Source organism: Sphingobacterium sp. DR205, assembly GCF_011064245.1.
In the GTDB taxonomy this organism is placed as follows: domain Bacteria; phylum Bacteroidota; class Bacteroidia; order Sphingobacteriales; family Sphingobacteriaceae; genus Sphingobacterium; species Sphingobacterium athyrii.
In genome coordinates this window covers 5,529,846-5,554,211 of sequence record NZ_CP049333.1, presented here as the reverse complement: position 1 = coordinate 5,554,211, position 24,366 = coordinate 5,529,846, and the positions used below count along the sequence as shown (strand labels likewise).

Sequence of the window (24,366 nt, the reverse complement as noted above, 5' to 3'; positions counted from 1 at the left end):
CAAAAAAATATTTTAGCCTATAACAGAAGTTTTGATAAATATGTGTCTAATTCTATGTAAACAATAATAACCAAGTGCTACCTAAACTTTCAATTCGCTAATTCATTGAAAATATTTTGTAACATTTGGTGTAGTAAGTAGGTAATGGTTTAAGTTTTGGGTTTGCAAATTATGTATAACTAAGAAAGCTTAAATTAGAAAAATAGAAAATGGTATTTTATGTGTTTTATTATGGCTCTTAGGATGCTAGCTTCAATAGGATAGGGCTTATCGATAGGACTTAATTTTTGGCATCTTCCAATATTTTTAATTTGAATATATTCATAACTGGTTTCTAAATTTTGCTTGTTTTTCAAAGTAAGAGAAAAAATGTATGAGTTTATAGATCGTTCGATACAATTAGATGCTATGATTGAATATTTTATTTTTCTGATATACAGGTTGTTGTGTTTTATTGTGAATTAATTGTTATCACAAAGTTATGCTAGCATTGTAAAAGTTAAAAAAAGTTATAATTTTGTATTTAACATTTTTTAACAAGCAGAAACAATCTGATGAAAAGCATGTTACTAACTATAATACATATATAAATTTTTGGAAAGTATATTGCTAACCATAGTATTTATCAAAAATAAACATTTTAATAAACGTAAACATATGAAACACAAATTACTCAGTTTTTTCGTGGGTAGTATGATCCTGACTTCAGTTGCGTTCGCGCAAGAAAAGCAAGTAAGAGGTCGCGTTACTGGAGCTGATGGCAAACCATTAGCAGGTGTGACTATTGCGGTACAGGGATCAGATGTAGCCACTCAGACAGACGAGAATGGAAACTATTCTTTCTCTGTGCCGATAGGCAAAGTTATCGTTTTTCGTTCAGTGGGATTTGCTGACAAAACAATAATTGTTAAAGAAGGGCAATCTGCTTTTAATGTGACTTTAGATGATTCTAACCGTGAATTAGAAGAGGTTGTAGTAACTGCAATGGGGATTAAAAGAGAGCAAAGATCCTTGGGGTATAGTGCTTCAACTATTAAATCAGAAGAGTTAACAAAAGCAAGGTCTTCCAACGTTTTAAACTCCTTGGCTGGTAAGGCGGCGGGAGTAAGAGTGAATTCACAATCTGGTACGATTGGAGGATCTACCAAAGTCGTAATTCGTGGTGTGAACTCATTGGATGGTGGTTTTCCTTTGTATGTGATTGACGGGCTTACAGTGAGTGATGCCACCTCTGTAGGTGGAACAACTGCAAGTAACGTTGATTTTGGAAACAGAATGGGGGATTTGAGTCCAGATGATATTGAATCTATGACTATTCTTAAGGGTGCAGCTGCGACTGCTTTGTATGGTGCAAGAGCAAAAGACGGTGCTATTATCATCACTACTAAAAGGGGTGCGAAAGGAAGTAACTCAATTACTATAAATTCATCGTTGCGTTTTGATAATCCTTTGGTTTTACCAAAATTTCAAAATGAATATGCACAAGGTAATCAAGGTGTGTATGCATTAGCTCAATTGAATGGTTGGGGACCGAAAATATCAGATGTTCAAGATCAAAAATTCAAAAACTTTTTAGGACAAGATGTAACATTACAGGCCTATCCTAATAATGTAAAGGACTACTTTCAGACGGGGACTTCCGCGATGAACAATATTGCATTTTCTGGAGGAGGTGATAATTCTGACTACCGTATAAGTTTTTCAAGTGCAAATGAACGAGGAATTATACCTGAATCAAAACTTGATCGTTATACCTTATCGGTCAATGCTGGACGTGACTTTACACCAAAGTTATCTTCTAGATTTACAGGTTCATATACAAATTTAAAATCTGATGGTAGGCCAGCGCAAAGCTCTAATAACACAAATGCAATTATTTCGACAATTTTTGGGCTTCCTAGAACTATAGACTTAGACTTACTGAAGAATAATTTTGAAGATCCATTAACAGGAAATCAAATATTTTTGAGCCCCAATAGAAATGGTAATAATCCTTTTTGGGTAATGAATTACAATCGAAATGGCAATAGTGTCGACCGCTTTTTGGGAACCTATACATTGACATATAAACCAGTTGATTGGATTACTATTAGTAATAATTTTGGTGCTGACGTTTATACTGAAAAGAGATCTCAACATGTTCGGAAAGGGACTGCAAGTATTATGAATGGAAGATTCATCAATTTTGATATGTTGAGTAAACAATTTAATGACGATTTAATTGCAACTTTTGAACAAAATAATTTAGTTGACAATTTTAAATTTAAATTGATAGTTGGGGGGAATATTAATGAACGTACTACCGACAATACGAACATTCAGGCAGATGGTTTGACAATCGATCAATTATGGAATTATACTAATGCGGCAAGTAAAACGCCAACATTAGGATACAGTAAAAGAAGGTTACTGGGTGCATACGGTAACTTAAGCGTAAGCTACAAGGATTATCTATATTTAGATGTTACAGGTCGGAATGATTGGACATCCACCTTACCAGTAGAGAATAGATCGTATTTCTATCCATCAATAGGCGGCTCTTTTATTTTCTCTGAATTATTAAAGAACAAAGGTTTTGATTGGCTCGATTATGGTAAATTGCGTGCAAGTTGGGCGTCTGTGGGTAGTGATCTCGCCGCCTATAACTTGGATTACCAGTACACACCAACTTCAACGGTTTTTCTTCAATATGTTTCATCAACAGCAACAGTTTTTCCTGCTGGCCCAATAGAAACAGCTTTTACTGGTCCAAGAATTTTGCCTAATGCTAACTTGAAACCTCAGAAGCAAAATTCGTTTGAAACGGGTTTAGAATTGAAATTCTTGAAAAATCGTATTGGACTAGACTTTTCTTATTATAATAATATAACTAGAAATCAGTTAATACCAATTGATGTAGCTATATCAACCGGCTATTTTGCAAAATATGTGAATGTTGGTGAGATACAAAATAGGGGTGTTGAAATAGGTTTAAACTTAGTGCCAGTAAGAACTTCATCATTTAATTGGAACCTAGATTTCAATTTTGCTAAAAACAAACAAAAGGTAAATGAGTTAGCTCCTGGTTTAACGCAATATAGTTTAGCGAGTGGATACAATGGTTTGCAAATTAAGGCAAGTGTTGGAGAAAGTTTTGGACTTTATGGTAGTGATTGGATAAGAACTGAAGATGGCCAAAATATAATTGATGGTAAAACAGGATTAAAAACAGCTGCTGCCAATCAAAGATTAGGAAGTATATATCCTGACTGGACAATGGGTATTAATAATACCTTTACTTACAAAGGATTGTCTTTAAGCGCTCTAATTGATATTCGTAAAGGCGGTAAATTCTTTTCTGGAACCGTTGCAAATTTGAGGAGTAGTGGTTTAGCAGTTGAAACAGGAGATCGAAACCCAGTCGTTACACCTGGAGTTGTCCTTGTAAACGGTGCTTATGTGCCAAATACAAAAGAAATAAGTGCACAGGATTATTGGGTTTGGGAGTCTAGTACAACAAATACGGTCTCCAATGTTTTTGACGCAGGATTTGTGAAGTTAAGAGAAGTAAGACTTGCTTATGCTTTACCTTCCCATATTTTGAAATCAAAATTTATTAAAGGAGTTGAGTTTGGCGTTGAAGGCAGAAATCTTTGGTTAATTAAGAGCCATGTTCCACACGTTGATCCGGAGCTTAACTTCTTTGGGTCGGGTAGTGTAGGTGAAGGGGTTGAATTTAACAGCATTCCTTCTACACGCTCATTTGGAATGAATTTGAGATTAAACTTTTAATTAGATTGGTTATGAAATTTAAAAATAAGATACTTGCCGGTGCTTTGATTTTATTATCAGCATCAGGTATTGTTTCATGTAAAAAATATTTGGATATAAATACGAATCCATTAACTGCTACAAAAGTAGAGCCTAAATTATTATTTGGATACGCGATCACTGCTTGGGATGTCAGTAAAAATAGTGGGGATAATTATATTGCATTAGGATTTCTTGGACAGACATTGGCCTCAGGGGGAAACTTTTCAGATAACTGGGGAGCCTCTAACCTTTATGATATAAGTCCAAATTTTGTTGGAAACACATGGAAGGTTTATTATAGTACATCCGGTAATAATTTAAAACAAGCAATTTCAATAGCGGAGTCGGCTAGTCCAGTTCAAAATAATGCTGCCGCACAGTGTAAAATTATACTTGCCCAATTGATGTATGAAGCAACTACCTTGTATGGCGATGTACCTTACACAGAAGCCTGGAATGCGGATAAGTTTCCATATCCAAAATATGATCCTCAAAAAGAAGTATTGGAAAATGTGTTGAAATTACTTGATGAATCCATAGCTCAGTTAGATGCTTCTAGCTCACTTAAAATTGAAGATTATGATGTGTTCTATAAAGGAGATATTAGCAAATGGAAAAAATTAGCTAATTCCATTAAGTTTAAAACTTTAATGGTAATGGTAGATAAAGATCCTACTAAGGCTGATGCTATTGGAAAGTTAGTCGCTGCACCGGAATCAATGATTAACACCGTTGAAGAAACTTGGAGAACACCTTATACTACAACGGTAAATAATGAAAATCCAAAGTATAGATTATTTGTAGGAGAGAATCCATTTACTTATGCTAATAAATTAGTTACTGACTTAATGGTTCCTAAGAAAGATCCTAGACTTCCACGTTATTATGACTTGGGGCCGAAATCAACGGAATATGTTGGTGTTTTAGCAAACGAGGATGCTGATGATAAAACTTCTTTGATGTCAAAGTATTTATATAGAAAAGATGCACCTTCTTTGTTGCTTTCTTATCAAGAAATACTCTTCCTAGAGGCAGAAGCTTATGCACGTGGACTTGGTGTCACTAAAAATTTGGTTAAAGCAAATGAGTTATATCGGAAAGGTATTCAAGCTGCTATGACTTTTTATGAAGCGAATTCAGCAGCTATTACTACTTACTTAGCGGCAGAGCCTGCTTTATCAGCTGTTGCTGACCCAGTTAAAGAAATTCATATTCAACAATGGTTAGATTTAGTAGATAGACCTATGGAAGCATTTGTCCAATGGCGTAGATCTGGTACTGATGGTAATGAGGTTCCAAAAATGCAAGTACCTAAAGGGGCTACTTCAGGTCCACTATTCAGGAGATTCCCTTTGTCAACAGATGAGACTGCCGCTAATCCTAATATTCCGAATCCTCAACCGAAATATTATGATAAGGTATGGTTTGATTTATAAAATCTTTAACTTTTAAAATTAATGAGGCGCTTTTTAAATAGCACCTTAAAAGATCTTCGATTGTAATACATCGGAGATCTTTTTTTTCCGATTGTTAGCCTGATAATTGACAAGAATTATGGAATTTGCCTTTCCAGAGATGGTAACATATTTTCAATAAAATTATGCAAAGAATAGCCTTGTTGTTTCTGGTATAATCATATACTATTTAAGATTACTGATCTTTTGTTACAGAGAGCAGTAAATGTTATATAAAATTAATTTGAAAATATTTTATCTAATTGATTTACTTTAGTTTATGTTTTTTTACGTATCATTGAAAAACGATATACTATTATAAAAGTTTGTTTTTTTATTTGTTTTAACAAAACTTTAACACTTTGGTTTTAGGTTTTGAGACTGCTATTCTCCTGCATTCTATTAATGATAGATATGAAAAACATTTTGTTGCTGATATATTTATTCTATATTTGGTGCCAATGGTTGATTAACTAACTAACTAACTAACTAACATCGCCTCGAATTTTAAAATTATTGAAAAGTAAAATTCTAACCAAGGTATTTTTATACCTTCAGTGCTAAATAAACATACTTATTAAACATATGAAACACAAAATACTTAGTTTTCTATTGGGTGGTGCTATCCTGACTTCGGTGGCATTCGCTCAAGAAAAGAAAGTTAGTGGACGAGTAACTGGTGCAAATGGCGAGGGGTTGCCAGGTTGACCGTTACATTCATCCTCAGTAGAAACACTTACGGACCGGAGCTATACTTTGCGAGAGCGTTATTACAACAAAGTATTGGAGTAGACTTAAGTTTCATTTAATAGTTTTTATAAAGGTCGGGAGAGAATATTCCGACCTTATTTTTTGTTGTACTGTTACTAAATCATTAATTTTATGTATACAAATTAATAGTCTAACAATTTATTAATACTAACTTAACATTGGGAATCTATTTTTACGGCATTGAAATAAGAGGGCTTATAATATTTAATCAGAACCTATAATCCTCTTAAGATTCATTCATTATATTAGAGATTATTATAATACCAATGAACCATCTGAACATAAAACTGTTTATACGGATAAGTTCTGATGATATCCATTGCTACAAAAAAAGTTATTCAATGAAAAAAGCACTTTTACTCGCAACTCTGATCGGTCCAGCAGTAGCTATAGCGCAAAATAACAATGCGCCGTCAAGTTATGATCCACATGATATCAAAATCACTGGATACCTTCAGACACAGTTTCAAAAGGCTCAATCACCAGGAATAACTTCGTTCTCCGGTGGTGATTTCTCCAAGAATTCCGACAACCGTTTTATGATCCGACGTGGCCGCCTTAAGATTGACCGTGTGGATACTTATTCCAGTATTGTATTTCAGCTCGATGCGACCCAAGACGGGGTGCAATTAATGGATGCTTTTATCCAACTGCGGCATCCTAGCCAAAAAGGCCTGAGCCTGACCGCCGGTCTCTTCAACAGACCTTTTGGGTATTCCATCGTTTACTCGTCTGGCTATCGCGATTTCCCGGAACGTGCACGTGTTTTTCAAACTATCATGCCGCGGGAGCGTGATCTTGGTGGAATGGTCAGCTACCACCCCGGAGGTAAAGTGAAATTCTTGAACTTAGACTTGGCACTGGTTAATGGAAGTGGGCACTCGGCCAAAGACTATGATTCCAAGAAGGATCTGATTGGAAACTTAGCTTTTAAATTCGATAGCCTTGCGGATAAAAGATTGCATCTTGGATTTGGCGGTTCATTCTATAAAGGTTCTGTCCGTAACGATACCAAAACTTATTACACGGCCATTGCGAACGGTTATACAGCGCATACCAGTGATGATAATGAGGGAAAAGGGATTGGCAGAAATTACTATGGTGCAAACTTACAGGTTGAACTCGACAATAGCTTTGGGAAATCCAGCTTCAAGACTGAATATGTGGCCGGTGACCAGCCCGGTGTTGCAGGAGGGGCGGATATCAAAGGCCCGTATGCAAGCAGAAGCTTTACGACACAGCCAGCCACGGATTTATACCAACGAAAATTTAACGGTTATTACCTTTGGCTTACACAGGAAATCGCAAAAACAGGTGTGACAGCTTTGTTAGCTTACGATGTGTATGACCCCAATACCAAGGCAAGCGGAATGACCATTGGGATGCCAGATAACTTTACCGCTGACGGTGATGTCAAATTCAGTACGCTAGGTTATGGTGTTGCTTATCAGATTAGCAATCGCTTGAAACTTACCGTCTATAATGAACATGTGACCAATGAAAAAACGAGTTTGACCAATTTTTCTGATGATCTGAAAGACAATGTTTTTACAACCCGATTGTTATATAGATGGTAACCATATGACTGCTAATTTTTTATTTCTATTGTAGCATAACGTTTATTTTTTACGTATAAAGTTGAGATAACCTTATTTAGAATTAAAAATTATGAAAGTGATCAGATTATTTGTACTAATTCTTTTCTGCGCTTCCTGTGGAAAAGATAAAGAATCTTTAGACGCGGAGCTGTATGAAAAAGCGGAAAAAAAACTAGCTGAAATGGAAAGCTTGATAGAAACTGCCGATTGTGGTAATCTGTCGGATTGGCAAATTGATACTGTTTCTAGAGGTCCAAGAATAGGCTATGTATATCTACCAGTAGGAAATGCGATTAAAAAGAAATACTATGATTTGAAATCTGAATATTCTTCTTTACTGGAGCAAGCGATGAAGTTGGATCAAAGACCTGTATTGGCAATGCCAATAAGGTTTGAACCTCATTTTGGAATAGGATGTGTAAGTGGCCACCCGAAAGTATTATTATCTTCTGATTTTAATTTGGAAAGGACAAAGTCGTTATTAAGGGAAAATATAGTATCGTTAGAAACATTTTATTCCAACCCAAGGTGCAGTGAAGTCAAGCGTTGGATTGGTTTACCAATTATTAAAGATTGTAAATTAAAATATGTATTATTTTTGGACGATGATAGTGCGGATAGTAAAGCTTTCAGAAAACTATATGAACAACATGAATCGTTGTTAAAAAGACGGTTGCAATTAGATTCGAATGACTTTAAATGTGGAGATTTGATTGTAGGACAGAAAGAAACGGATTGCGAGAATAATACACCAATTATAAGGGATGCATCAAGTTAGATCGATGATCAATTGCAGTTTTGTTTAGTATAGTGATCACCTATTAGACTAAATTTAACACGATAAAAAAAATAACCTAGATATTTTTTCGGATGCGGCTCAATGAAGATGCAGTAATACCTAAATACGAAGCCAACATCGCTAAGGGAACGCGATTTGCCAGTCCGGGGTAAAGTTTTAGAAACAGCAGATAACGTTCGCTAGCGTCGAGATTCATCATGGTATTTGCTGTTTTTAATTTGCTTTCAATCACAAATCCGTATAGCTTAGCCATTAAAAGGGGCCAGATTTTGATTTCTTTTTCTAACAGTAAAAAATTATGGATAGTAAGACTCCATAACTGTGCATCTGTTACGGATTCAATATAATCATTGGATGGGGTACGGTCCAAAAAACTTTGAAAATCCCCAATAAAGCGACCTTCGTAGATAAAGTAGCGTGTAAAATCGTCACCTTTATTATTATAATAAAGGGAACGAAATACACCGCTTTCAATAAAGGCTATACGATCGGTAACCTTGCCACAGGTAACGAAATAGGTTGCTTTTGGAATGTGTTTCTTCTCAAAGGCTTGCCTGATTAGTCCTTCCTCCCGCTGATCAAGCTGACCAAATTTTCGGATGTATGCTAAAAGCTGCTCCATATGCGCGTATTAATTACCTAAGATAATTAATTCTTCTCGTTGCGGACCTGTGGAGAGGTATTTTACCGGGATCTTTAATTCCTCTTCCAAAAAAGAGATAAATAGTTTCAGTCCTTTCGGAACTTGTGCTTGCTGGTTGATTTTGCTGAATGGGATATCCCATCCGTCTAGGAATTTCCAGACAGGTCGTGCGGAATCATCAACAGATGTTGGAGCGGATAAGGCTCTTATTTCGCCCTTTATCTCGTATGCTGTACAAATTGGGACTTCGGACATACCACTTAAGATATCAGCCTTTGTTAATACAAGATCGGTCACGCCGTTTAACATAATGGCATATTTTAATGCGGGAAGGTCTAGCCAGCCAACTCTTCGTGGCCGCTTGGTATTGGATCCGAATTCGCCTCCTTTTTCACGCAGTTCATCGGCAAGGGATCCCGTTATTTCCGTTGGAAACAGACCGTTTCCGACACGTGTGCAATAGGCTTTGGTAACACCATAAATCTTATCAATAAGCTTGGGGGATACGCCTAAACTCACACATGCTGCGGATGCGATGGTATTTGAAGAAGTTACATAAGGGTAGCTACCATGATCTATGTCCAATAAAGTAGCCTGAGCTCCTTCGGCCAATACTTTTTTATTGTTGCTGAGTGCTTCATTGATGATAATTTCTGTATCGGCAATCTGTATTTTTTTTAAAAAATTGCATGCTTCCAGAAAATCGTCATATAATTCCTGCATCATCGGCATATCCTGTCCTAGTGCTTGTAGATCAAGGTACTGCCTAGTTAAGATCTGAAGTACCTCTGCTTCGAAATTGTTGGAGAATATGTCTCCAACACGTACATTTTGTCGAAGTATTTTATTGGAATAGGTCGGTGCAATTCCATTTTTAGTTGTTCCAATAGTACGGTATTGTGGCGATTCTTCGAAATACATATCCCAGTACTTATATGTTGGTAATACAAGGTGGGCCTTCGCTGATAGGAGAATTCGGTGGATTAAATCGGCATCAGACAGAGCGGCTTGGAGCTGTTCCACTTCTGCCCGGAGTGCCAGGGGATCGATAACTACTCCGGTACCGATAATATTTTTGATATGGGGATAAAAGATTCCTGAGGGTAATAATTTCAGCGTAATCCGTTTATCGTTGTGATAAATGCTATGTCCAGCGTTTGCACCGCCATTAAACCGTGCGATGATGTCATAATCACGGCTGATCAGATCAATGATTTTTCCTTTCCCTTCGTCTCCCCACTGGAGTCCAATTAAAATATCCATATTGCTGTTGTTGAATTTACGGAACAAAGCTAGGACATAGCAGAACGGGCACAATTGCCATTTGGCAAAAAAAACAGGTGCTGGTGTTTATTTCTTGAAAAATTGTCCGACGAAACGATGTGCGTTTTATCCTTGTTTTTGCCCGAGCTGTTTGATTTTTTGCAGCCATTTATGCCGCTTTGTTGCGTCCGAAGTCTTTATAATTCCGAGGTATGTCACTTTCACAGGCGATATACCACAAAATAGTAAAGTCGATTTTTTGAGTTGATTGACACTCGGCCTGCCATAGATAAGGGCATAATACCAACTTGGTTGATCTAATGTGGTGATAATTCGGGCGGATTTTCCCTTGAGCAATTTGTCCCAAAAAAGAGAGTTTTCACGGTATTGGAACGCAAAACCGGGCAGAAAGAGCCTATCGATAAAACCTTTCATCATAGCCGGAAGACCGCCCCACCAAACGGGATGTACCCAAACTAGATGATCTGCCCATTGGATATCTTCCCAGGCCCGCAGGAGATCCGGTTCAAGTTCAGTTCGTCTCTGGTAACCAAACTGGAGATTGGGATTAAAATTCAGGTCCGCGATATTGATGGAACGTACTTCTGCACCCGATGCTTCAGCACCTTCTTTATACGCTGCGGCAATACCAAAATTGAAAGATTCGCTATTCGGGTGACCGTTGATGACAAGTATTTTCTTCTTCATGTTATTCTTCTGATAACACAAAGTTAGCCGCACTCATTCTTGATTTATAGGACAAATGTCTAAAAAGTGATTTCATTGCGAATTCTGCTCAAATGACGTTGTGTGATGCCCAGATAGGAAGCTAAATACTGTAGTGGTATTTGCTGGACAAATTCGGGTTGATCTCGTAGTAAGACCGTATAGCGTTGTAGGGCTGTTTCTTTCTGCAATTGGAAGATGCGTTTTTCAAGTTCCAGATATTGTTGTTCAGCGATCATTTTGAGGTACTTTGTCCAGACTAGACTTTCAGCGGCGAGTTTGTCAATAGCGCTCTTTTTGATGACCCATAATTCGGCGGGAGAGAGCGCCTGCATGGTTTCAACACTTGGTCCACCAGTGATAAAAGAAGAGTAGGCCGCGATTAGGCTGTTGGGAAATCGGAAACAATAGGTGACCTCTTCTGCGCTTGAGGTACTGTAATACGAACGAAAGATTCCGGATACAATGAAGGCGACCTCATTACAGGGTTGGTTTTCTTTGACAAAAAAATCGTTCTTGTTCAGCTTTTTATATTCAAAAAGCTGAACGATCTGGGTAATTTCTTCTTGATCGAAGAGACCCAAAGACTGAAAGTAAGCTGCTATCATTGGCATCAAACTTAGCTAAATTTCTCTTTGATAAAGTGCTTATTGTGCGATCAATTTTTTAATCAATACAATTTGCCCAAGATGATAATAACTATGCTCAATCACTCCTTCGATATTCCTAAGATAGGAACCATACTTCTCATCAAAAAAAGGTTTTTCAAAAACTTCGACATCAAGTTGCTCGATTTTCTCTATGAAGCACGCTGCATTTTTTACAAAATCTTGTATGAGTTTATCCCAATCATCCTTGCAAGTTATTTCAGGTAAGTCAAAACTATATTTATCACTAATTTCCAGTTTTCCCGTTTCAAACGCAGTAAGCAGTCCCCTTAAATAATAATTGATATGATAAGTGAGCCCAGCAATTGTATTTAACTCGTTGATCTGCTGGGTAGCTTGTTGCCAACTTATATCCGAGAGTTGTTCCCTATAGTTGGTATTTGCAATCCAATGACCGTTTAGTAAAACTTCTCTGAGCCGATTCGCTATAAAGATATTTCTGTTCATAATGTATTATGTAGCTTATAGATCAGTTTATTCCCCGCTAAACTACATATAATTTCCTTATTCTTCATCTTGGATTAATCTCGTGTTAATAAGACTTTTGTTCTTTTGCTCAAAGTCATTGTTACCAAAAGATCATGTTTGCACTAACCGGAAAAGAACCCGATTTTGAAGTTTTTTTTGCTAACTAATTATCTTTGGCGCGTAAAAAATCCCCATAGAAATCAGGAATATTGCTGTGATAAATAGCTTCAGCGACTTCCTCGACCGGATAATCTACTTTAACTATGGTCGTATCTATTCCTTCCTCCGTCAGCGTAACTAATACATAGGAAGCCTTTTTGTCTTTTTCCTTGCTTCGGCCGACAGATCCACAATTGACAAACAGCACTTCTTCGGCCCGCTGGACGTAGGCCTGATGGGTATGACCCATGACCAGGACATCAATACCTCTTCTGTGCAAATCAACTAACAAGTCTCCTTTAGGGGTGGATTCATGAACATATTCATCATTACTATGAAGACTTGCATGTACGAGGAGAATTTTCCTAAAACGATCACCTACCTGGAACGTTAATTCGAGGTTGTAAGGTAATGTGGATAGCCACTTTTTATGCGAAGAGGAAATCTCCTTTTTACTGAGGTTAATGGCAATTTCACGATTTGCGGTCTCTACCGCATCATGGTGTGGCAAGGGGATAATAGGCTCGTCAAAAGCAATTCTTTGATCATGATTTCCTAGTAAACAGGGAATGTTTTTTTCCTGGATTCGATCAATAACTTCATTGCCCCAGGGTGCGAAGTCGACCAGGTCACCCAAACAGTAGATCTGTGTTACCCCGTTCTTTTTTATGTCTGCCAGTACTTCGTCCAATGCCACTATATTGGCATGTATATCACTTATTATTGCGAGCTGTATCTTCATTTATTCTACAAACTTAACAATTTGATAGGCGAATTTATGATTATAGATTGTTGTTTTAGGGAGAAAATGAAATAAGCATTATATTCATTGATGCGATGACAAATAATAGCATGAAAAATCATTCGCGCTATATTTTTAAAATAAGCATATGTCCGGTACAGTCTATTAACTGGACATATGCTTGTTGAAGAGCAGCCTGACTATTAAAGGTTCATTCCTCCGGATACCTCAATGCGTTGTCCAGTGATCCATCGGGCATCTTCTGTGCACAAAAAAGCAACAACACCGCCGATATCGTCAGGCACACCGGCACGACCTAAAGCTGTTACACTGGCGATATGTGCATTTGTTTCCTTGTTATCACGTACATGTCCGCCGCCGAAATCTGTTTCAATTGCTCCCGGAGCGACTACATTTGCCGCAATACCACGAGGTCCCAACTCCTTGGCCAGGTATCTTGTCAGAACTTCGACTGCGCCTTTCATCGAACCATAAGCGGAAGAGCCCGGAAAAGCGAAACGGGCAAGACCCGACGATATATTAATAATACGTCCGCCGTCGTTTATAAAAGGAAGCGCTTTCTGGGTTAGAAAAAAGACGCCTTTATAATGGATATTGTATACTGCGTCAAATTGCTCCTCTGTCGTGTCCATGAAAGGGGCATATAATGCCGTACCTGCATTGTTGATCAAAAAATCAAAATTCGACTGACCCGTTTGTTCTTTTAGATGATCGGTTATTTGCGCTATAAACTGATCAAAGGATTTGGTGTTATTCGCATCGAATTGAAATGCAGCGGCATGCTGCCCTAAGGCCTGAATGGTAGACACCACATGATCTGCTTCTTCTTTGTTGCTATGGTAAGTCAGTATGACATCGATTCCTTTTTTAGCAAGATTAATTGCCATGTTTCTTCCTAACCCTCGGCTTCCGCCAGTTACTAAAGCGATTTTATTTTTAGCCATTTTTATTTTGTTTTAAAATTTAATAGTACAAATTTCGCTTTTAAAGTATCCGATGCGTTTGTGAAAAGCAAATGAATATTTGCGAAATTCAAATTATAATGGCAGAGAACGGAAATTGTTTGGGGAAAGCTTGGTCTGCTTTTTAAAGAAATTAGAAAAATGCGCTATTTCTTCAAAACCGAGCGAGTAGGCAATCTCCGAAATATTCCAGTTTGTTTGTTTGAGAAGAATTTTTGCCTCCTGTGTGATTCTGGCACTAATTACCTGGGTGGTTGTTTTACCTGTATTGTCTTTCAGAAGTTTATTCAGATGGTTTACATGGACTGCAAGGCGTTCGGCAAAATCATTTGCTGTTCGTAGCTGCAAACGCTGCATCGGAGATTCTACGGGGAACTGTCTTTCCAATAGCTCAATGAAAAGTGAGGTAATTCTAGTGGCAGCGTTATGGGACGGGTTGCTGATGCTTTTCGGTTGTAGTTTCTGTCCATAATGAATAATTTCGAGAACATAGTTCCGTAAAAGATCATATTTATACGCATAATCGGAAGATAGCTCCTTATTCATTTTTTCGAAAATGCGTTCAATCTCAAGACGTTGCTTAGGGGAGATCTGAAAAATGGGAAGTCCCCCCGGCTGAAAGATAGGCAGATCATCCAATATAACGCCACTTTTATTTCGTGCTAAAAAATCATCGGTAAAAACGCAAAAATAACCTTGTTGCCGCTCGTCCTTGGGTATCCAATGATAGGGGACCTTGGGTGTCGCAAATACCAAAGCAGACTCTTCTATTTCAATCACTTTATCTGCATATTCAGCAGTGTTCTTTCCCGTGATTAAGCTGATTTTATAATAGGTCCGCTTATTGTAAGGCATGATGGGTTTTTCTTTCAATGTGACAGCAAGTTCTGCGTAGCTAAATACATTAAAATGCCCGATCTCCCGTGCTATTTCCTTAGATATCGTTGCGTTGATTTCATGGTAGAACTGTTCAATTGAGGTTGTTTCCATATTGATTAAATTTGCAAGAATCAAATTTAGATTTTTTTATTCATTAACTCAAAATATCCCCGATCTATAGATTTGGATTGCAACCAATTTTCATTTTAATGTCAATAGAGCAATTATATTTTGCGCAATATAATTTTTCAATCTATATTTGTAGTATTGAAACAAAAACAAAATAAAATATGAAAACGTTATACACAATAGGCGCTACCGCCAAAGGCGGCCGAAACGGTCAGGTAAAAAGTGAAAATGGTGTATTGGACCTCGAGGTTCGGATGCCGAAGGGTCTTGGTGGTGCAAATGATAATTATGCAAATCCAGAAATGCTTTTTGCGGCCGGCTATGCTGCCTGCTTTGACAGTGCTTTGAATTTAGTAATTCGACAAGAAAAGATACAAACAGGTGAGACAACCGTTACCGCCGTGGTGAGCATCGGTCAATTGGAGAATGGTGGTTTTGGACTTGCTGCAGAGTTGCATGCGAATATCCCTGCGGTTAGCTTGGACATAGCGCAGCAGCTGATTGAGAAAGCGCATCAGGTCTGTCCGTATTCTAATGCGACCAGAGGTAATATCGAAGTAAAGTTAACAGTATCAAATAACGAATAATATATGGATCATATAGCCACTGTGCTTACGCTACTTGTACTGGTAGAACATCTTTACATTGTTTGGATGGAAATGTTTGCATGGGAGACTGCAGGACGGCGTAGTTTCGGGAAATCGCTTCCCGATGCACTGTTTAAACCCACAAAAGGACTGGCCGCAAATCAAGGCTTATATAATGGCTTTTTGGTCGCTGGTTTGGCCTGGTCGTTTTTTATCAGCGATCCGGACTGGAGCGATAATGTTCGCCTATTCTTTTTGGGTTGTGTCCTTGTCGCGGGCATTTTCGGCGGTTTTACAGCTGGTAAGAAGATATTCTTTGTACAGGGAATTCCTGCATTGTTGGCGATATTATCCGTTCTTTTTTCAAAATAAATAAACAATTAAATGTCATTAATTACAGACTTACAATGGAGACACGCTGTGAAAGCGTATGATCCAACAAAAAAGGTTTCACAAGAAAATATAGATAAGATATTGGAGGCAGCACGCTTTGCGCCAACATCTTCGGGGCTACAACCATTTAAAGTATTGGTGGTCGAAAATCAGGCTTTGAAAGATGAACTGGCAAAAGGGGCCTTAAATCCTGACTGTATGCGAGAATGTTCTCATGTGCTGGTTTTTGCGGCCTGGGATAAATATACAGAAGAGCGCATTGATAAAGTATATGATTTCACAACAGATGAGAGGGAGTTGCCGCGGGGCCGCTTCGGATCTTATACAGATAAATTGAAATCCATTTATCTAAATGAGGCCGCAGAGCATAATTTTGCCCATACTGCGCGACAAACTTATATCGCATTGGGTTTAGCCTTGGCACAAGCAGCCGAATTGCGGGTAGATAGTACTCCGGCGGAGGGCTTTGATAATAAAGTTGTGGATGAGGTGCTGCAGTTGGATAAACTTGGGCTGAAAAGTGTGTCGTTAATGTATGTCGGTGTTGCCGATGCTTCTCGTGACTGGATCTCTACCATGAAAAAAGTGAGAATGCCAAAATCAGAATTTGTCGTCGAATATAAATAGGACACTCCTTATTCCTCAGACTTTAAGAAAACAATATCTTTGTAAAATGGATGACTTATTAAAATTGGATAAACAGTTGTGTTTTTCCGTATATGTTTTGCATCGGGAGATCATGCAACGTTATCGTGCTATTTTAGAAGAGGTAGATTTGACTTATCCACAATATATTACGATGATGGCTTTATGGGAAAATGACGAACAAACCGTAAACCAGCTTGGGGAAAAGTTGTTTTTGGATAACGGAACCCTTACACCTTTACTGAAACGGCTGGAAGGCAAGTCATTGCTTACCCGTACCCGAAGCAAAACAGATGAACGGGTAGTGAAGATACAGTTAACTACACAAGGAGCGGAACTGAAAGAAAAAGCGAGTTGCATTCCTATGCAGATCTTTGAAGCCTTAAAGCTGGATTATAGCGATATGCAGCAGCTTAAAGCGTTAGCAGATAAAATCGTGACGAACGTGGGTAATAGCTAATATTTTAATGTTAGATTTACGAATTGTATTTTAGCTGAATCAATGGCTAGTCAAATTTTATCAGAAGAATGCGGTTAATTGCAGTTGCGGGTTGTTTTATTCTATTGGTACTACTGTTTACAGGTTGCCAGGAAAAGAGAAGGGATGCAGAGCTATCGAAGTACGTTGCTTATAGTAACCGCGATAGTGCGCAACTTGAACTTAATCTCTTTGAAAGCCGCTTTCATGGGAAATTACGGTTTTATCGCCCTGGTGGTGAGATTGATTCCGGAGAGATTCAGGGGAATATCAAAAAAGATACGCTGACTGGTGATTATTACTATATTCCCTTTGGCTGGGGGCAGAAAAAAAGGAGACCCTTTGTTTTGCTTAAGAAAGGGTCTCAATATATTTTAGGAACGGGTACCGAACAGGTATATATGGGAATACCACATTACATACCATCAACGATCAGTTTTCAACAGGCTAAGTATGTTTTTACAGCATCTGTCTATTGAGATCTTGGGCTGAAAGGATATCGCTACAAAATATTGTTCAACCTAATATATTGCAGCAGCATGATGGTTTTACCATCTTTGATTTCACCGCTTTCGATCATAGCTAAAGCATCTTGAATATGTAGCTCCAGTATCTCTATATTCTCTTCTTCTTCCTCTAATCCACCACCATCACCGATCTTCATGCCGTTTGTATATTCCGCAATAAAGAAATGTAGAATTTCGGTGACCGAACCGGGCGACATATACGCTTCAAATATCTTTTTTGCTTCCTTGATCTGATAACCCGTTTCTTCTTCTGTTTCCCGACGGATACAATCCTGTGGCGAATCTTGATCCAATAAACCAGCACAGGCTTCAATTAACATTCCAGATTCATTTCCGTTGATATAGGTTGGAATTCTAAATTGTCTGGTCAAAATAACAGTTTGGTATTCTTTATTATATAGCAGTATTACGGCACCGTTGCCACGATCATAGGCTTCGCGGCTTTGCTGTTGTACTGTTCCGTCTGGTTTTGTATATTGATACGTGACTTTTTTTAAGGTATACCAATTATTGGATAAGATTTCTGTTTTTACAATTTCAATGTCTTTGATTGCCATTTTTAGCGTGTTAAGGTCAAGCTATAAAAGTAAGTAATACGTTTCATATAAAATAGGAAAAAGATAGTTCTGCCTGAATCGTTTTAAGACAATAGTGACCTGTCCATATTTTAAGAATAGATTTATTTTAGGCCGCGAAAATTTATTCCGTAAAGCCTGTCGGAATCGGTAATCTACTTCTGTGTTAATAAAAGAATTGATCCCCCGATGTTGTGAGATTTAATTTTTAAATTTAACAAAGGATAAAAATGCCCTGAATCAATGGATGAGCACAGCATAATATACAAGTGGAATAATATAATGGAAGAAGGGCTATATTACAAGATTATTAAACCTGATGACCCACTTTCTAATTTTGTAGATAGTTTTTGGTGTCTAAATAATCACTCAGGTGAGATAAAAGAAACGATAGGCCTACCGGATGGACGGGTGGATCTGTTTCTTTTTTGTTGTCCGGCAGATGGTTTCCGGATTCTATTGCTCGGCCTGGGTACACAGCCGCATGAGCAGGCGTCAATTCCAGTTGATTGCGTAATGTTTTGCATTAGTTTAAAGTTACTTGCAGTAGAATATATTTTACATGAGCGCATAGCTGATATTATAAATTCCGGTAAATTATTGAAGGAAGATTTTTGGGGTTTTGGTGAGCAGGATCTACAAGATTTTGATCGGTTTGTTGAAAAATCTACCCAATTGTTGCTGTCAATTTTACCAACAGCTATCGATGAGCGTAAACAGAAATTATTTGATCTTATATACAAAAGTAAAGGCTCTATTCCAGTTTCTGAGCTTTCAGAAAAAGTCTGCTGGACAAGTCGACAGATCAATCGTTATTTTAATCAGTGGTTTGGATTATCCCTAAAAGCGTATTCCAACATTTTACGTTTTCGGGCTTCTTTAGATCACATTGTACAGGGCAAGCTTTTTCCTGAGGAGCATTTCTTTGATCAGAATCATTTTATCAAAGAAATCAAGAAATTCGCAGGAGTGGCTCCTAAGGAATTGCTAAAAAATAAAAATGACCGATTTATACTATTATTTTCCCTGACATCAAAATAGTTTTGTCTTAAATATTTTAAGAACACTATGATGTTAATTGAAAACAAAAAAATTGCCATCGTTGGCGGTGGAATGGGCGGTTTGACCCTAGCCCGATTATTACAGATGCGCGGGGCGAATGTACAGGTTTATGAACGCGATATTGACCGCGGGGTACGTGTGCAAGGATCTACACTGGATCTTCATGAAGGAACAGGTCTTGAAGCGATAACACGCGCCGGACTTATTGACGAATTTTATAAATATCATCGTCCGACAGCTAGTAAGCTACGTATCGTGGATAATAAACTCCATGTTAAATTTGACGATCATGACCATATCACTGCAGTCGCCGAAAACCGACCAGAAATTGATCGCGCTCCACTACGTGATATCTTATTGAATTCGCTGAGTACAGATACTGTGGTCTGGGACCGTCATTTTGTTTCAATGGAAAAAAAGGGAGAAGGCTGGAAATTACAATTTAAAAATGGACAAACGGCTTATGCGGATCTCGTTATTGCCGCTGATGGTGCAAATTCTAAAATACGTCCTTATCTCAATGCACCCAATCCAATTTATTCGGGAATTACATTGGTCGAGGGAAATATTTATGATGCGCAAAAAAATGCGCCTAAATTATTTGAATTTACAAAAGGAGGGAAGGTGATGGCTTTTGGCGATGAACAATTTATTGGGTATGGAACGAAAGGAGATGGATCCATCATGTTTGTTGCCAGTACAAAAGCGCCCGAACATGTTTTTAACGAGCAGCTTAATGATGCTAATCTTAAACAACAGGTTTCCAATTGGCTAAATGTTAATTTTTCGGGCTGGGGAGAAGGCTGGGAGGAATTTTTTGCTAACGAAAATGTGTGTTTTATACCTCGGCCGCAGTACTATTTTCCGCTCGATCAAAGTTGGACTACGCAGTCTAATCTCACCATGATTGGCGATGCTGCACACCGTATGCCGCCTTTTGCGGGAGAGGGCGCAAATGTTGCCATGCAAGATGCATTTGAACTTGCGGCATGTCTGACGGAAGGCAATTTTGAAAGTTTAGAACTTGCACTTTCCTATTTTGAAAAACAGATGATCCGACGTGGGGCGGAAGCGACAAAGGATACATTGGAAAATAGTGACAGAATGCATTCGGCAACCGCTTTGCAACAGATGTTGGACTTTTTTGGTGAAACCGAGAGTGGAAAATAGAAAAAAGAAATTATTGCTTCGAAAGAATTATCAAGTCTGCTTTTTATGAAATTTGTTGGTGGTCAGCTTTATTGATAACGTTTATTGATCTCTTTCAATATCTTTTTATAATACTTTGTTTTGTCCGATTCATCAATAACAACTATCTCCACATCATTGGCTTTGAGCAATTGCATTTTGTCCACAGCGATTTGATGCCATTTTTTTGTGGTATAGTAAAATAGCTTATTTTGAATAAAGTCACTTTTTCTATAAAACTTGTTTCGTGCACGATAGGTCAATAGCCACCAAAGATCGATTTCTACAAAATCCAGTGAGAGCCCCAAGATGTGAATATCTTGCGTAAAGAACAGGTCTATCCAAGATTGTAACTGCAGGTCTTTTTTTTGCTTTAATCTTTTTATTAAAGAGGCCTTAAATACCGTGTCCGAAGTATAATTAGTGCCATTGACAACATAATCTCTCATTTTTTGAAGCTGCCCGCAATAATGTTCATAGCCGAGATTGATGGAGCTTGGATTGTCACAGTCGCCATGAATATGCCAAAATGTTTTATCTGCTGTTTCATGCCGGCGAAAAACACTGTATGTTGTTTCTCTAACGAGACTTGTATTCAGCTTTGAAGCTGATCCTTCTAAGCTGAATTCATAATTTGTTGTAATAATATTTTTGGTCGGAAGGGATCGGATCAATTGGTGTATTTCATTTTGCTTTATTTGGGAGACGCTGTCCGAGATATAGGTTTTAAGTTCCCTCTCATTAAGCTGCTGCATCTTAATTGCATTTAAAAAAATCTCCTCATATAACATCGGGAAAGGTTTTTGCCCATTTTCCAATCCCGCCAGCTGATATTTTGCTTTAATATTGGTCAATAAATCGCTCCAACTGATTCCGGGAGAAATATTATTGATATCATTTCCAACTAAAAGACTGAATTTATCCATTTGCAATTAATTCTTATTGAAAATTGTTCTATTAAATTGTTTCGCGCATATTTTGATTTATGATAGTATGAATTCTACCATGAAAATTATTGACCGGTCTCTAATTTAATAAAAAAGAATGAAGGAGGTCAAGCGGATCTTTAAACTTTCTTTTGTTTAGGGTGGCTAACAAGGAATCTCAAATTTTTGCTTTACTTTCGGGAGCTCATCTATCTATCGGAAACCGAGTTTCGAAAACGGTGGGGCTGATGAAAAAGGCTAGGCGAACCGATTTCCTAGCCTTCACGGTATAACTCATCCTATGCTATAACGATCAAATAACAAAAGAGTAGCAGAAATGTTTTTATCCGGTATTCTCTTATCCTTATGGTAGGAGATTGATCGAATTGTGGGTGAAAATAAGGCTTGGATAAAAATATATCTTGATTTTTCCGGAATTTTCCTAGATTTACGCTATTAAAATCTCTTTATAACATAGCGTAGTTAGCGAAAAGAAACGCGCACTGTATCATTCGCACAGTCTTGGTCTTATTGGACCGGGAACTGACAGCTATTGTCTTAAAAATTTATAAAGAGAAAAATGAAAAAAATAATAAAAGTTGCCCTTATCGGTGGTACTGGAAAGTCAGGGCAATACCTTGTAAAACGTTTGCTCGCAAAAGGGATATCCATAAGGTTGCTTGTTAGAAATGCTGATCATGCCCCTGAGAGTCACCCATTAATCGAAATAGTATCGGGTGACGTAAATGATTCTGCAACTATTCATAAACTTGTAAAAGGCTGTGAAGCCACTATCAGTACATTAGGTTTAGGAATTCCCCCCAGCGAACCAACGATCTTTAGCCAATCAACTAGATATGTTTTGCAGGCGATGCATAGTTATCGACTGAAGCGTTATATACTCATTACAGGTTTAAATGTCGATAGCCCGTATGATCAAAAAAGTATGGCGACTCAACAGGCTACGATATGGATGAAAACACACTATCCGCTATCCACCGCAGACAAACAGCTTGAATACGAGCTGTTGGCAAAAAGCAGTGTTGATTGGACGCTGGTTCGACTGCCCAAGATCGAATTAACAAATGAATATGGACGAGCAATAGAAGCAAGTCTTGTAGATTGTCCCGGTGATGCTATAACTGCTATTGATTTGGCGGATTTTCTTATCGCTCAGTTAGAAGACAGAAGTTATATTCGCAAAGCTCCTTTTATTGCCAACACTTAACAATCATGATCATATATTCTTAAGGAATCCATGACACTATTTAAAAGCCACATCAGTCCGATGTGGCTTTTGTTTTTTACATCAGGAATTAAAACAGTCATCCTTTCACTGATATTCGGTAGTTGTTTCATACCGCTTATATAGGTGTAACATTTCATTTTTCAGGTGCTATCCAGAGGTAAATTTGTATTGAAATACGAGTTGCAGTATACATTGCCAGCTTTTATTGAATAAAACTAAAATCCGGATTTTGATAAAAAGAAGCGCTGAAAATAGAAATAAATCATCAATAATATAAGAAGACATGGATATTGAAAAAAATCAATTGGTAGGAGCTTCCTATCACGAGACATCTAATAAAGGCAGTGTTATCAGCCCTATTTTTATCATTGTGCATTATGATGGTGCATCTAATGCCACTAGTGCGATTCACTGGATGTTGGATCCCAAGAGCAGGGTTTCGGCCCATGTACATATCAGCCGGGACGGTATAGTGACACAATTGGCACCATTCAATATTAAATGCTGGCATGCGGGACGGAGTTCATGGGCGGGGTTGAAAGATCTGAACAATTATAGCATTGGGATCGAGCTGCAAAATAAAGGAAATGAAGTTTATACGGAGAAGCAGATTACCGCGGCAATTGAAGTCTGTGAGGCAATCGTTGCCCATTATCCGATTCAGGAAATTTTAGGGCACAGTGATATTGCTCCGGGAAGAAAGGAGGATCCGGGAAAACAGTTCCCATGGATAAAGTTTAAATCACTCATAAAAAAGAATTACTATGGAAATACTTGAGATTTTAGAAAAATTGATTATCCCTATCGTTACGGCTATCGGTGGTTACCTTGTTGGACGGCCTAAACAGCAGGCGGAAGTGGAAGCAACAAATGTGGAGAATGCCGGTAAAGTCATCGACAAATGGGAAGGTTACGCAAACCGGCTCGAAAAAGACATTGAACATTTAAGAGCAATTATTGAGGACCTCAATGAGGGACTCAGGCTCGCCAATGACGATCGCATGGCCTGTTCAAAGACCCTGGCGGAGTTACAGGTGAAATATGATGATCTGATGAAGCTTTATAATGAATTGCAGATTGAGTTAAAAAGGGTGAAAAATGAAAAATATACTTGTATTGACCGTAATGCTACTACTCGTTAGTAGCTGCGGTCTATTTAAAAAAACAGGAAAGACAAGTGAATCTCATATGCTTGAGGCAAGGGGAGAAGCGATGGTATTGTCAAAAATAGATTCCGGTAGCAGTCATTTGGACGTTGGGCAATCCTATGTCCGAATTTTGAAACAATCTGAAGATCTTATGCAGATCGAGGGTGAGCAAATCGAGATCAGTCCGGATGGAATTGTACGGATAGGTAAAGGGAGGATCAATAAAAAACTGACGCTTCATGCGGATAGCGGCAATGTATTCCGGAAGTATATTTCCGGACAGAGTCAGCAGGTCATTGAAAATGTACTGCGCAAAGATGAAAAATTAAAGTTAACGGAAAGAACGACAAGACGAACGGAACGACCAATGGTAACAAGTATGCTATTTTTTATTACTGGTCTACTTGTCCTGGCGAGCCTTATGATCTGGTGGCTGCGAAGAAAAATCCGGCGATAAGGTTAAAGATTATTATACCGATCAAAGTAAGTGTTGAGCTCACTAACTGATGATCGG

General features: G+C 38.1%; 26 protein-coding genes. 16 read left to right on the top strand and 10 right to left on the bottom strand.

What is annotated here, in order from left to right; all coding sequences use genetic code 11:
* Positions 1–657 precede the first annotated feature (657 nt).
* From G6053_RS23785 to G6053_RS23770, 5 genes are all read left to right on the top strand, one after another.
* Positions 658–3,771, top strand: coding sequence for a SusC/RagA family TonB-linked outer membrane protein (locus G6053_RS23785; RefSeq protein ID WP_165308781.1), 3,114 nt, complete (start codon positions 658–660; stop codon positions 3,769–3,771).
* An 11-nt stretch (positions 3,772–3,782) separates the two neighbouring features.
* A complete protein-coding gene (locus G6053_RS23780; protein WP_165308780.1) occupies positions 3,783–5,228 on the top strand; it encodes a SusD/RagB family nutrient-binding outer membrane lipoprotein in 1,446 nt (481 codons plus the stop codon).
* A gap of 603 nt (positions 5,229–5,831) precedes the next feature.
* Positions 5,832–5,954, top strand: a complete 123-nt coding sequence (locus tag G6053_RS30975; RefSeq protein WP_277603185.1) for a hypothetical protein — start codon at positions 5,832–5,834, stop codon at positions 5,952–5,954.
* A 404-nt stretch (positions 5,955–6,358) separates the two neighbouring features.
* The gene (locus tag G6053_RS23775) at positions 6,359–7,594 is read left to right on the top strand and encodes a porin (RefSeq protein ID WP_165308779.1); all 1,236 of its coding nucleotides are present in this window, start codon (positions 6,359–6,361) and stop codon (positions 7,592–7,594) included.
* Positions 7,595–7,685: 91 nt separating this feature from the next.
* Positions 7,686–8,393, top strand: a complete 708-nt coding sequence (locus tag G6053_RS23770) for a hypothetical protein (protein ID WP_165308778.1) — start codon at positions 7,686–7,688, stop codon at positions 8,391–8,393.
* A gap of 76 nt (positions 8,394–8,469) precedes the next feature.
* Here the strand turns inward: G6053_RS23770 and G6053_RS23765 are convergent, their stop codons facing one another.
* The 8 genes from G6053_RS23765 to G6053_RS23730 all read right to left on the bottom strand — a co-directional run bounded on the left by G6053_RS23765 (position 8,470) and on the right by G6053_RS23730 (position 15,056).
* A complete protein-coding gene (locus G6053_RS23765; RefSeq protein WP_165308777.1) occupies positions 8,470–9,036 on the bottom strand; it encodes a Crp/Fnr family transcriptional regulator in 567 nt (188 codons plus the stop codon).
* 9 nt (positions 9,037–9,045) lie between these two features.
* Positions 9,046–10,320 (bottom strand): adenylosuccinate synthase, encoded by a 1,275-nt coding sequence (locus G6053_RS23760; protein WP_165308776.1) that lies wholly within the window; start codon positions 10,318–10,320, stop codon positions 9,046–9,048.
* A 126-nt stretch (positions 10,321–10,446) separates the two neighbouring features.
* Entirely contained in the window at positions 10,447–11,028 is a 582-nt protein-coding gene (locus tag G6053_RS23755) for an NAD(P)H-dependent oxidoreductase (protein ID WP_165308775.1), read from the bottom strand.
* A 59-nt stretch (positions 11,029–11,087) separates the two neighbouring features.
* Positions 11,088–11,654 carry a Crp/Fnr family transcriptional regulator gene (locus G6053_RS23750; protein WP_108636559.1) on the bottom strand — a complete coding sequence of 189 codons (567 nt, stop codon included), beginning with the start codon at positions 11,652–11,654 and terminating at the stop codon, positions 11,088–11,090.
* Between the two features lie 39 nt (positions 11,655–11,693).
* Positions 11,694–12,161, bottom strand: a complete 468-nt coding sequence (locus G6053_RS23745; RefSeq protein WP_165308774.1) for a DinB family protein — start codon at positions 12,159–12,161, stop codon at positions 11,694–11,696.
* Between the two features lie 184 nt (positions 12,162–12,345).
* The gene (locus G6053_RS23740; RefSeq protein ID WP_165308773.1) at positions 12,346–13,083 is read right to left on the bottom strand and encodes a metallophosphoesterase family protein; all 738 of its coding nucleotides are present in this window, start codon (positions 13,081–13,083) and stop codon (positions 12,346–12,348) included.
* A gap of 203 nt (positions 13,084–13,286) precedes the next feature.
* The gene (locus G6053_RS23735) at positions 13,287–14,048 is read right to left on the bottom strand and encodes an SDR family oxidoreductase (RefSeq protein ID WP_165308772.1); all 762 of its coding nucleotides are present in this window, start codon (positions 14,046–14,048) and stop codon (positions 13,287–13,289) included.
* Positions 14,049–14,141: 93 nt separating this feature from the next.
* Entirely contained in the window at positions 14,142–15,056 is a 915-nt protein-coding gene (locus tag G6053_RS23730; RefSeq protein WP_165308771.1) for an AraC family transcriptional regulator, read from the bottom strand.
* A 179-nt stretch (positions 15,057–15,235) separates the two neighbouring features.
* Between G6053_RS23730 and G6053_RS23725 the strand changes: the two genes are divergently transcribed.
* The 5 genes from G6053_RS23725 (at position 15,236) to G6053_RS23705 (ending at position 17,656) form a co-directional block, all read left to right on the top strand.
* Positions 15,236–15,661 carry an organic hydroperoxide resistance protein gene (locus G6053_RS23725; protein ID WP_108636564.1) on the top strand — a complete coding sequence of 142 codons (426 nt, stop codon included), beginning with the start codon at positions 15,236–15,238 and terminating at the stop codon, positions 15,659–15,661.
* Positions 15,662–15,664: 3 nt separating this feature from the next.
* Positions 15,665–16,033 carry a DUF1304 domain-containing protein gene (locus G6053_RS23720; RefSeq protein ID WP_108636565.1) on the top strand — a complete coding sequence of 123 codons (369 nt, stop codon included), beginning with the start codon at positions 15,665–15,667 and terminating at the stop codon, positions 16,031–16,033.
* Positions 16,034–16,045: 12 nt separating this feature from the next.
* Positions 16,046–16,681: a nitroreductase family protein gene (locus G6053_RS23715; protein WP_108636566.1), complete on the top strand. Its 636-nt coding sequence runs from the start codon at positions 16,046–16,048 to the stop codon at positions 16,679–16,681.
* Positions 16,682–16,727: 46 nt separating this feature from the next.
* The gene (locus tag G6053_RS23710) at positions 16,728–17,159 is read left to right on the top strand and encodes a MarR family transcriptional regulator (RefSeq protein ID WP_165308770.1); all 432 of its coding nucleotides are present in this window, start codon (positions 16,728–16,730) and stop codon (positions 17,157–17,159) included.
* Between the two features lie 68 nt (positions 17,160–17,227).
* Positions 17,228–17,656, top strand: coding sequence for a hypothetical protein (locus G6053_RS23705; RefSeq protein ID WP_165308769.1), 429 nt, complete (start codon positions 17,228–17,230; stop codon positions 17,654–17,656).
* Between the two features lie 23 nt (positions 17,657–17,679).
* Here G6053_RS23705 and nudK read toward each other — a convergent pair whose 3' ends face one another.
* On the bottom strand, positions 17,680–18,261 hold the full coding sequence (nudK, locus tag G6053_RS23700) for a GDP-mannose pyrophosphatase NudK (protein WP_165308768.1): 582 nt from the start codon (positions 18,259–18,261) through the stop codon (positions 17,680–17,682).
* 300 nt (positions 18,262–18,561) lie between these two features.
* Here nudK and G6053_RS23695 point away from each other — a divergent pair, with 300 nt between their 5' ends.
* Both G6053_RS23695 and G6053_RS23690 read left to right on the top strand, forming a co-directional pair.
* A complete protein-coding gene (locus G6053_RS23695) occupies positions 18,562–19,320 on the top strand; it encodes a helix-turn-helix domain-containing protein (protein ID WP_165308767.1) in 759 nt (252 codons plus the stop codon).
* Between the two features lie 27 nt (positions 19,321–19,347).
* Positions 19,348–20,511: an NAD(P)/FAD-dependent oxidoreductase gene (locus tag G6053_RS23690; protein ID WP_241254822.1), complete on the top strand. Its 1,164-nt coding sequence runs from the start codon at positions 19,348–19,350 to the stop codon at positions 20,509–20,511.
* Between the two features lie 68 nt (positions 20,512–20,579).
* On the opposite strand, the gene G6053_RS23685 is transcribed toward G6053_RS23690, so the two are convergent.
* Positions 20,580–21,455, bottom strand: coding sequence for an SIR2 family protein (locus G6053_RS23685; RefSeq protein ID WP_165308766.1), 876 nt, complete (start codon positions 21,453–21,455; stop codon positions 20,580–20,582).
* Positions 21,456–22,035: 580 nt separating this feature from the next.
* Here G6053_RS23685 and G6053_RS23680 point away from each other — a divergent pair.
* The 4 genes from G6053_RS23680 to G6053_RS23665 all read left to right on the top strand — a co-directional run bounded on the left by G6053_RS23680 (position 22,036) and on the right by G6053_RS23665 (position 24,309).
* Positions 22,036–22,683: an NAD(P)H-binding protein gene (locus G6053_RS23680; protein WP_165308765.1), complete on the top strand. Its 648-nt coding sequence runs from the start codon at positions 22,036–22,038 to the stop codon at positions 22,681–22,683.
* Between the two features lie 304 nt (positions 22,684–22,987).
* Positions 22,988–23,482, top strand: a complete 495-nt coding sequence (locus tag G6053_RS23675) for an N-acetylmuramoyl-L-alanine amidase (protein ID WP_165308764.1) — start codon at positions 22,988–22,990, stop codon at positions 23,480–23,482.
* Positions 23,469–23,846, top strand: coding sequence for a hypothetical protein (locus tag G6053_RS23670; protein ID WP_108636572.1), 378 nt, complete (start codon positions 23,469–23,471; stop codon positions 23,844–23,846). The genes G6053_RS23675 and G6053_RS23670 overlap by 14 nt, the downstream gene beginning before the upstream one ends.
* The gene (locus tag G6053_RS23665) at positions 23,803–24,309 is read left to right on the top strand and encodes a hypothetical protein (RefSeq protein ID WP_165308763.1); all 507 of its coding nucleotides are present in this window, start codon (positions 23,803–23,805) and stop codon (positions 24,307–24,309) included. Before G6053_RS23670 ends, G6053_RS23665 begins: the two co-directional genes overlap by 44 nt.
* Positions 24,310–24,366: the final 57 nt, after the last annotated feature.

Coding starts and splice junctions, on each gene's coding strand:
- G6053_RS23705 (WP_165308769.1), top strand. CDS start 17,228: ATGCGGTTAATTGCAGTTGCGGGTTGTTTTATTCTATTGGTACTACTG.
- nudK (WP_165308768.1), bottom strand. CDS start 18,261: ATGGCAATCAAAGACATTGAAATTGTAAAAACAGAAATCTTATCCAAT.
- G6053_RS23715 (WP_108636566.1), top strand. CDS start 16,046: ATGTCATTAATTACAGACTTACAATGGAGACACGCTGTGAAAGCGTAT.
- G6053_RS23675 (WP_165308764.1), top strand. CDS start 22,988: ATGGATATTGAAAAAAATCAATTGGTAGGAGCTTCCTATCACGAGACA.
- G6053_RS23785 (WP_165308781.1), top strand. CDS start 658: ATGAAACACAAATTACTCAGTTTTTTCGTGGGTAGTATGATCCTGACT.
- G6053_RS23755 (WP_165308775.1), bottom strand. CDS start 11,028: ATGAAGAAGAAAATACTTGTCATCAACGGTCACCCGAATAGCGAATCT.
- G6053_RS23730 (WP_165308771.1), bottom strand. CDS start 15,056: ATGGAAACAACCTCAATTGAACAGTTCTACCATGAAATCAACGCAACG.
- G6053_RS23760 (WP_165308776.1), bottom strand. CDS start 10,320: ATGGATATTTTAATTGGACTCCAGTGGGGAGACGAAGGGAAAGGAAAA.
- G6053_RS23665 (WP_165308763.1), top strand. CDS start 23,803: ATGAAAAATATACTTGTATTGACCGTAATGCTACTACTCGTTAGTAGC.
- G6053_RS23745 (WP_165308774.1), bottom strand. CDS start 12,161: ATGAACAGAAATATCTTTATAGCGAATCGGCTCAGAGAAGTTTTACTA.
- G6053_RS23690 (WP_241254822.1), top strand. CDS start 19,348: ATGATGTTAATTGAAAACAAAAAAATTGCCATCGTTGGCGGTGGAATG.
- G6053_RS23695 (WP_165308767.1), top strand. CDS start 18,562: ATGGAAGAAGGGCTATATTACAAGATTATTAAACCTGATGACCCACTT.
- G6053_RS23780 (WP_165308780.1), top strand. CDS start 3,783: ATGAAATTTAAAAATAAGATACTTGCCGGTGCTTTGATTTTATTATCA.
- G6053_RS23720 (WP_108636565.1), top strand. CDS start 15,665: ATGGATCATATAGCCACTGTGCTTACGCTACTTGTACTGGTAGAACAT.
- G6053_RS23680 (WP_165308765.1), top strand. CDS start 22,036: ATGAAAAAAATAATAAAAGTTGCCCTTATCGGTGGTACTGGAAAGTCA.
- G6053_RS23770 (WP_165308778.1), top strand. CDS start 7,686: ATGAAAGTGATCAGATTATTTGTACTAATTCTTTTCTGCGCTTCCTGT.
- G6053_RS30975 (WP_277603185.1), top strand. CDS start 5,832: ATGAAACACAAAATACTTAGTTTTCTATTGGGTGGTGCTATCCTGACT.
- G6053_RS23710 (WP_165308770.1), top strand. CDS start 16,728: ATGGATGACTTATTAAAATTGGATAAACAGTTGTGTTTTTCCGTATAT.
- G6053_RS23750 (WP_108636559.1), bottom strand. CDS start 11,654: ATGATAGCAGCTTACTTTCAGTCTTTGGGTCTCTTCGATCAAGAAGAA.
- G6053_RS23670 (WP_108636572.1), top strand. CDS start 23,469: ATGGAAATACTTGAGATTTTAGAAAAATTGATTATCCCTATCGTTACG.
- G6053_RS23685 (WP_165308766.1), bottom strand. CDS start 21,455: ATGGATAAATTCAGTCTTTTAGTTGGAAATGATATCAATAATATTTCT.
- G6053_RS23740 (WP_165308773.1), bottom strand. CDS start 13,083: ATGAAGATACAGCTCGCAATAATAAGTGATATACATGCCAATATAGTG.
- G6053_RS23775 (WP_165308779.1), top strand. CDS start 6,359: ATGAAAAAAGCACTTTTACTCGCAACTCTGATCGGTCCAGCAGTAGCT.
- G6053_RS23765 (WP_165308777.1), bottom strand. CDS start 9,036: ATGGAGCAGCTTTTAGCATACATCCGAAAATTTGGTCAGCTTGATCAG.
- G6053_RS23735 (WP_165308772.1), bottom strand. CDS start 14,048: ATGGCTAAAAATAAAATCGCTTTAGTAACTGGCGGAAGCCGAGGGTTA.
- G6053_RS23725 (WP_108636564.1), top strand. CDS start 15,236: ATGAAAACGTTATACACAATAGGCGCTACCGCCAAAGGCGGCCGAAAC.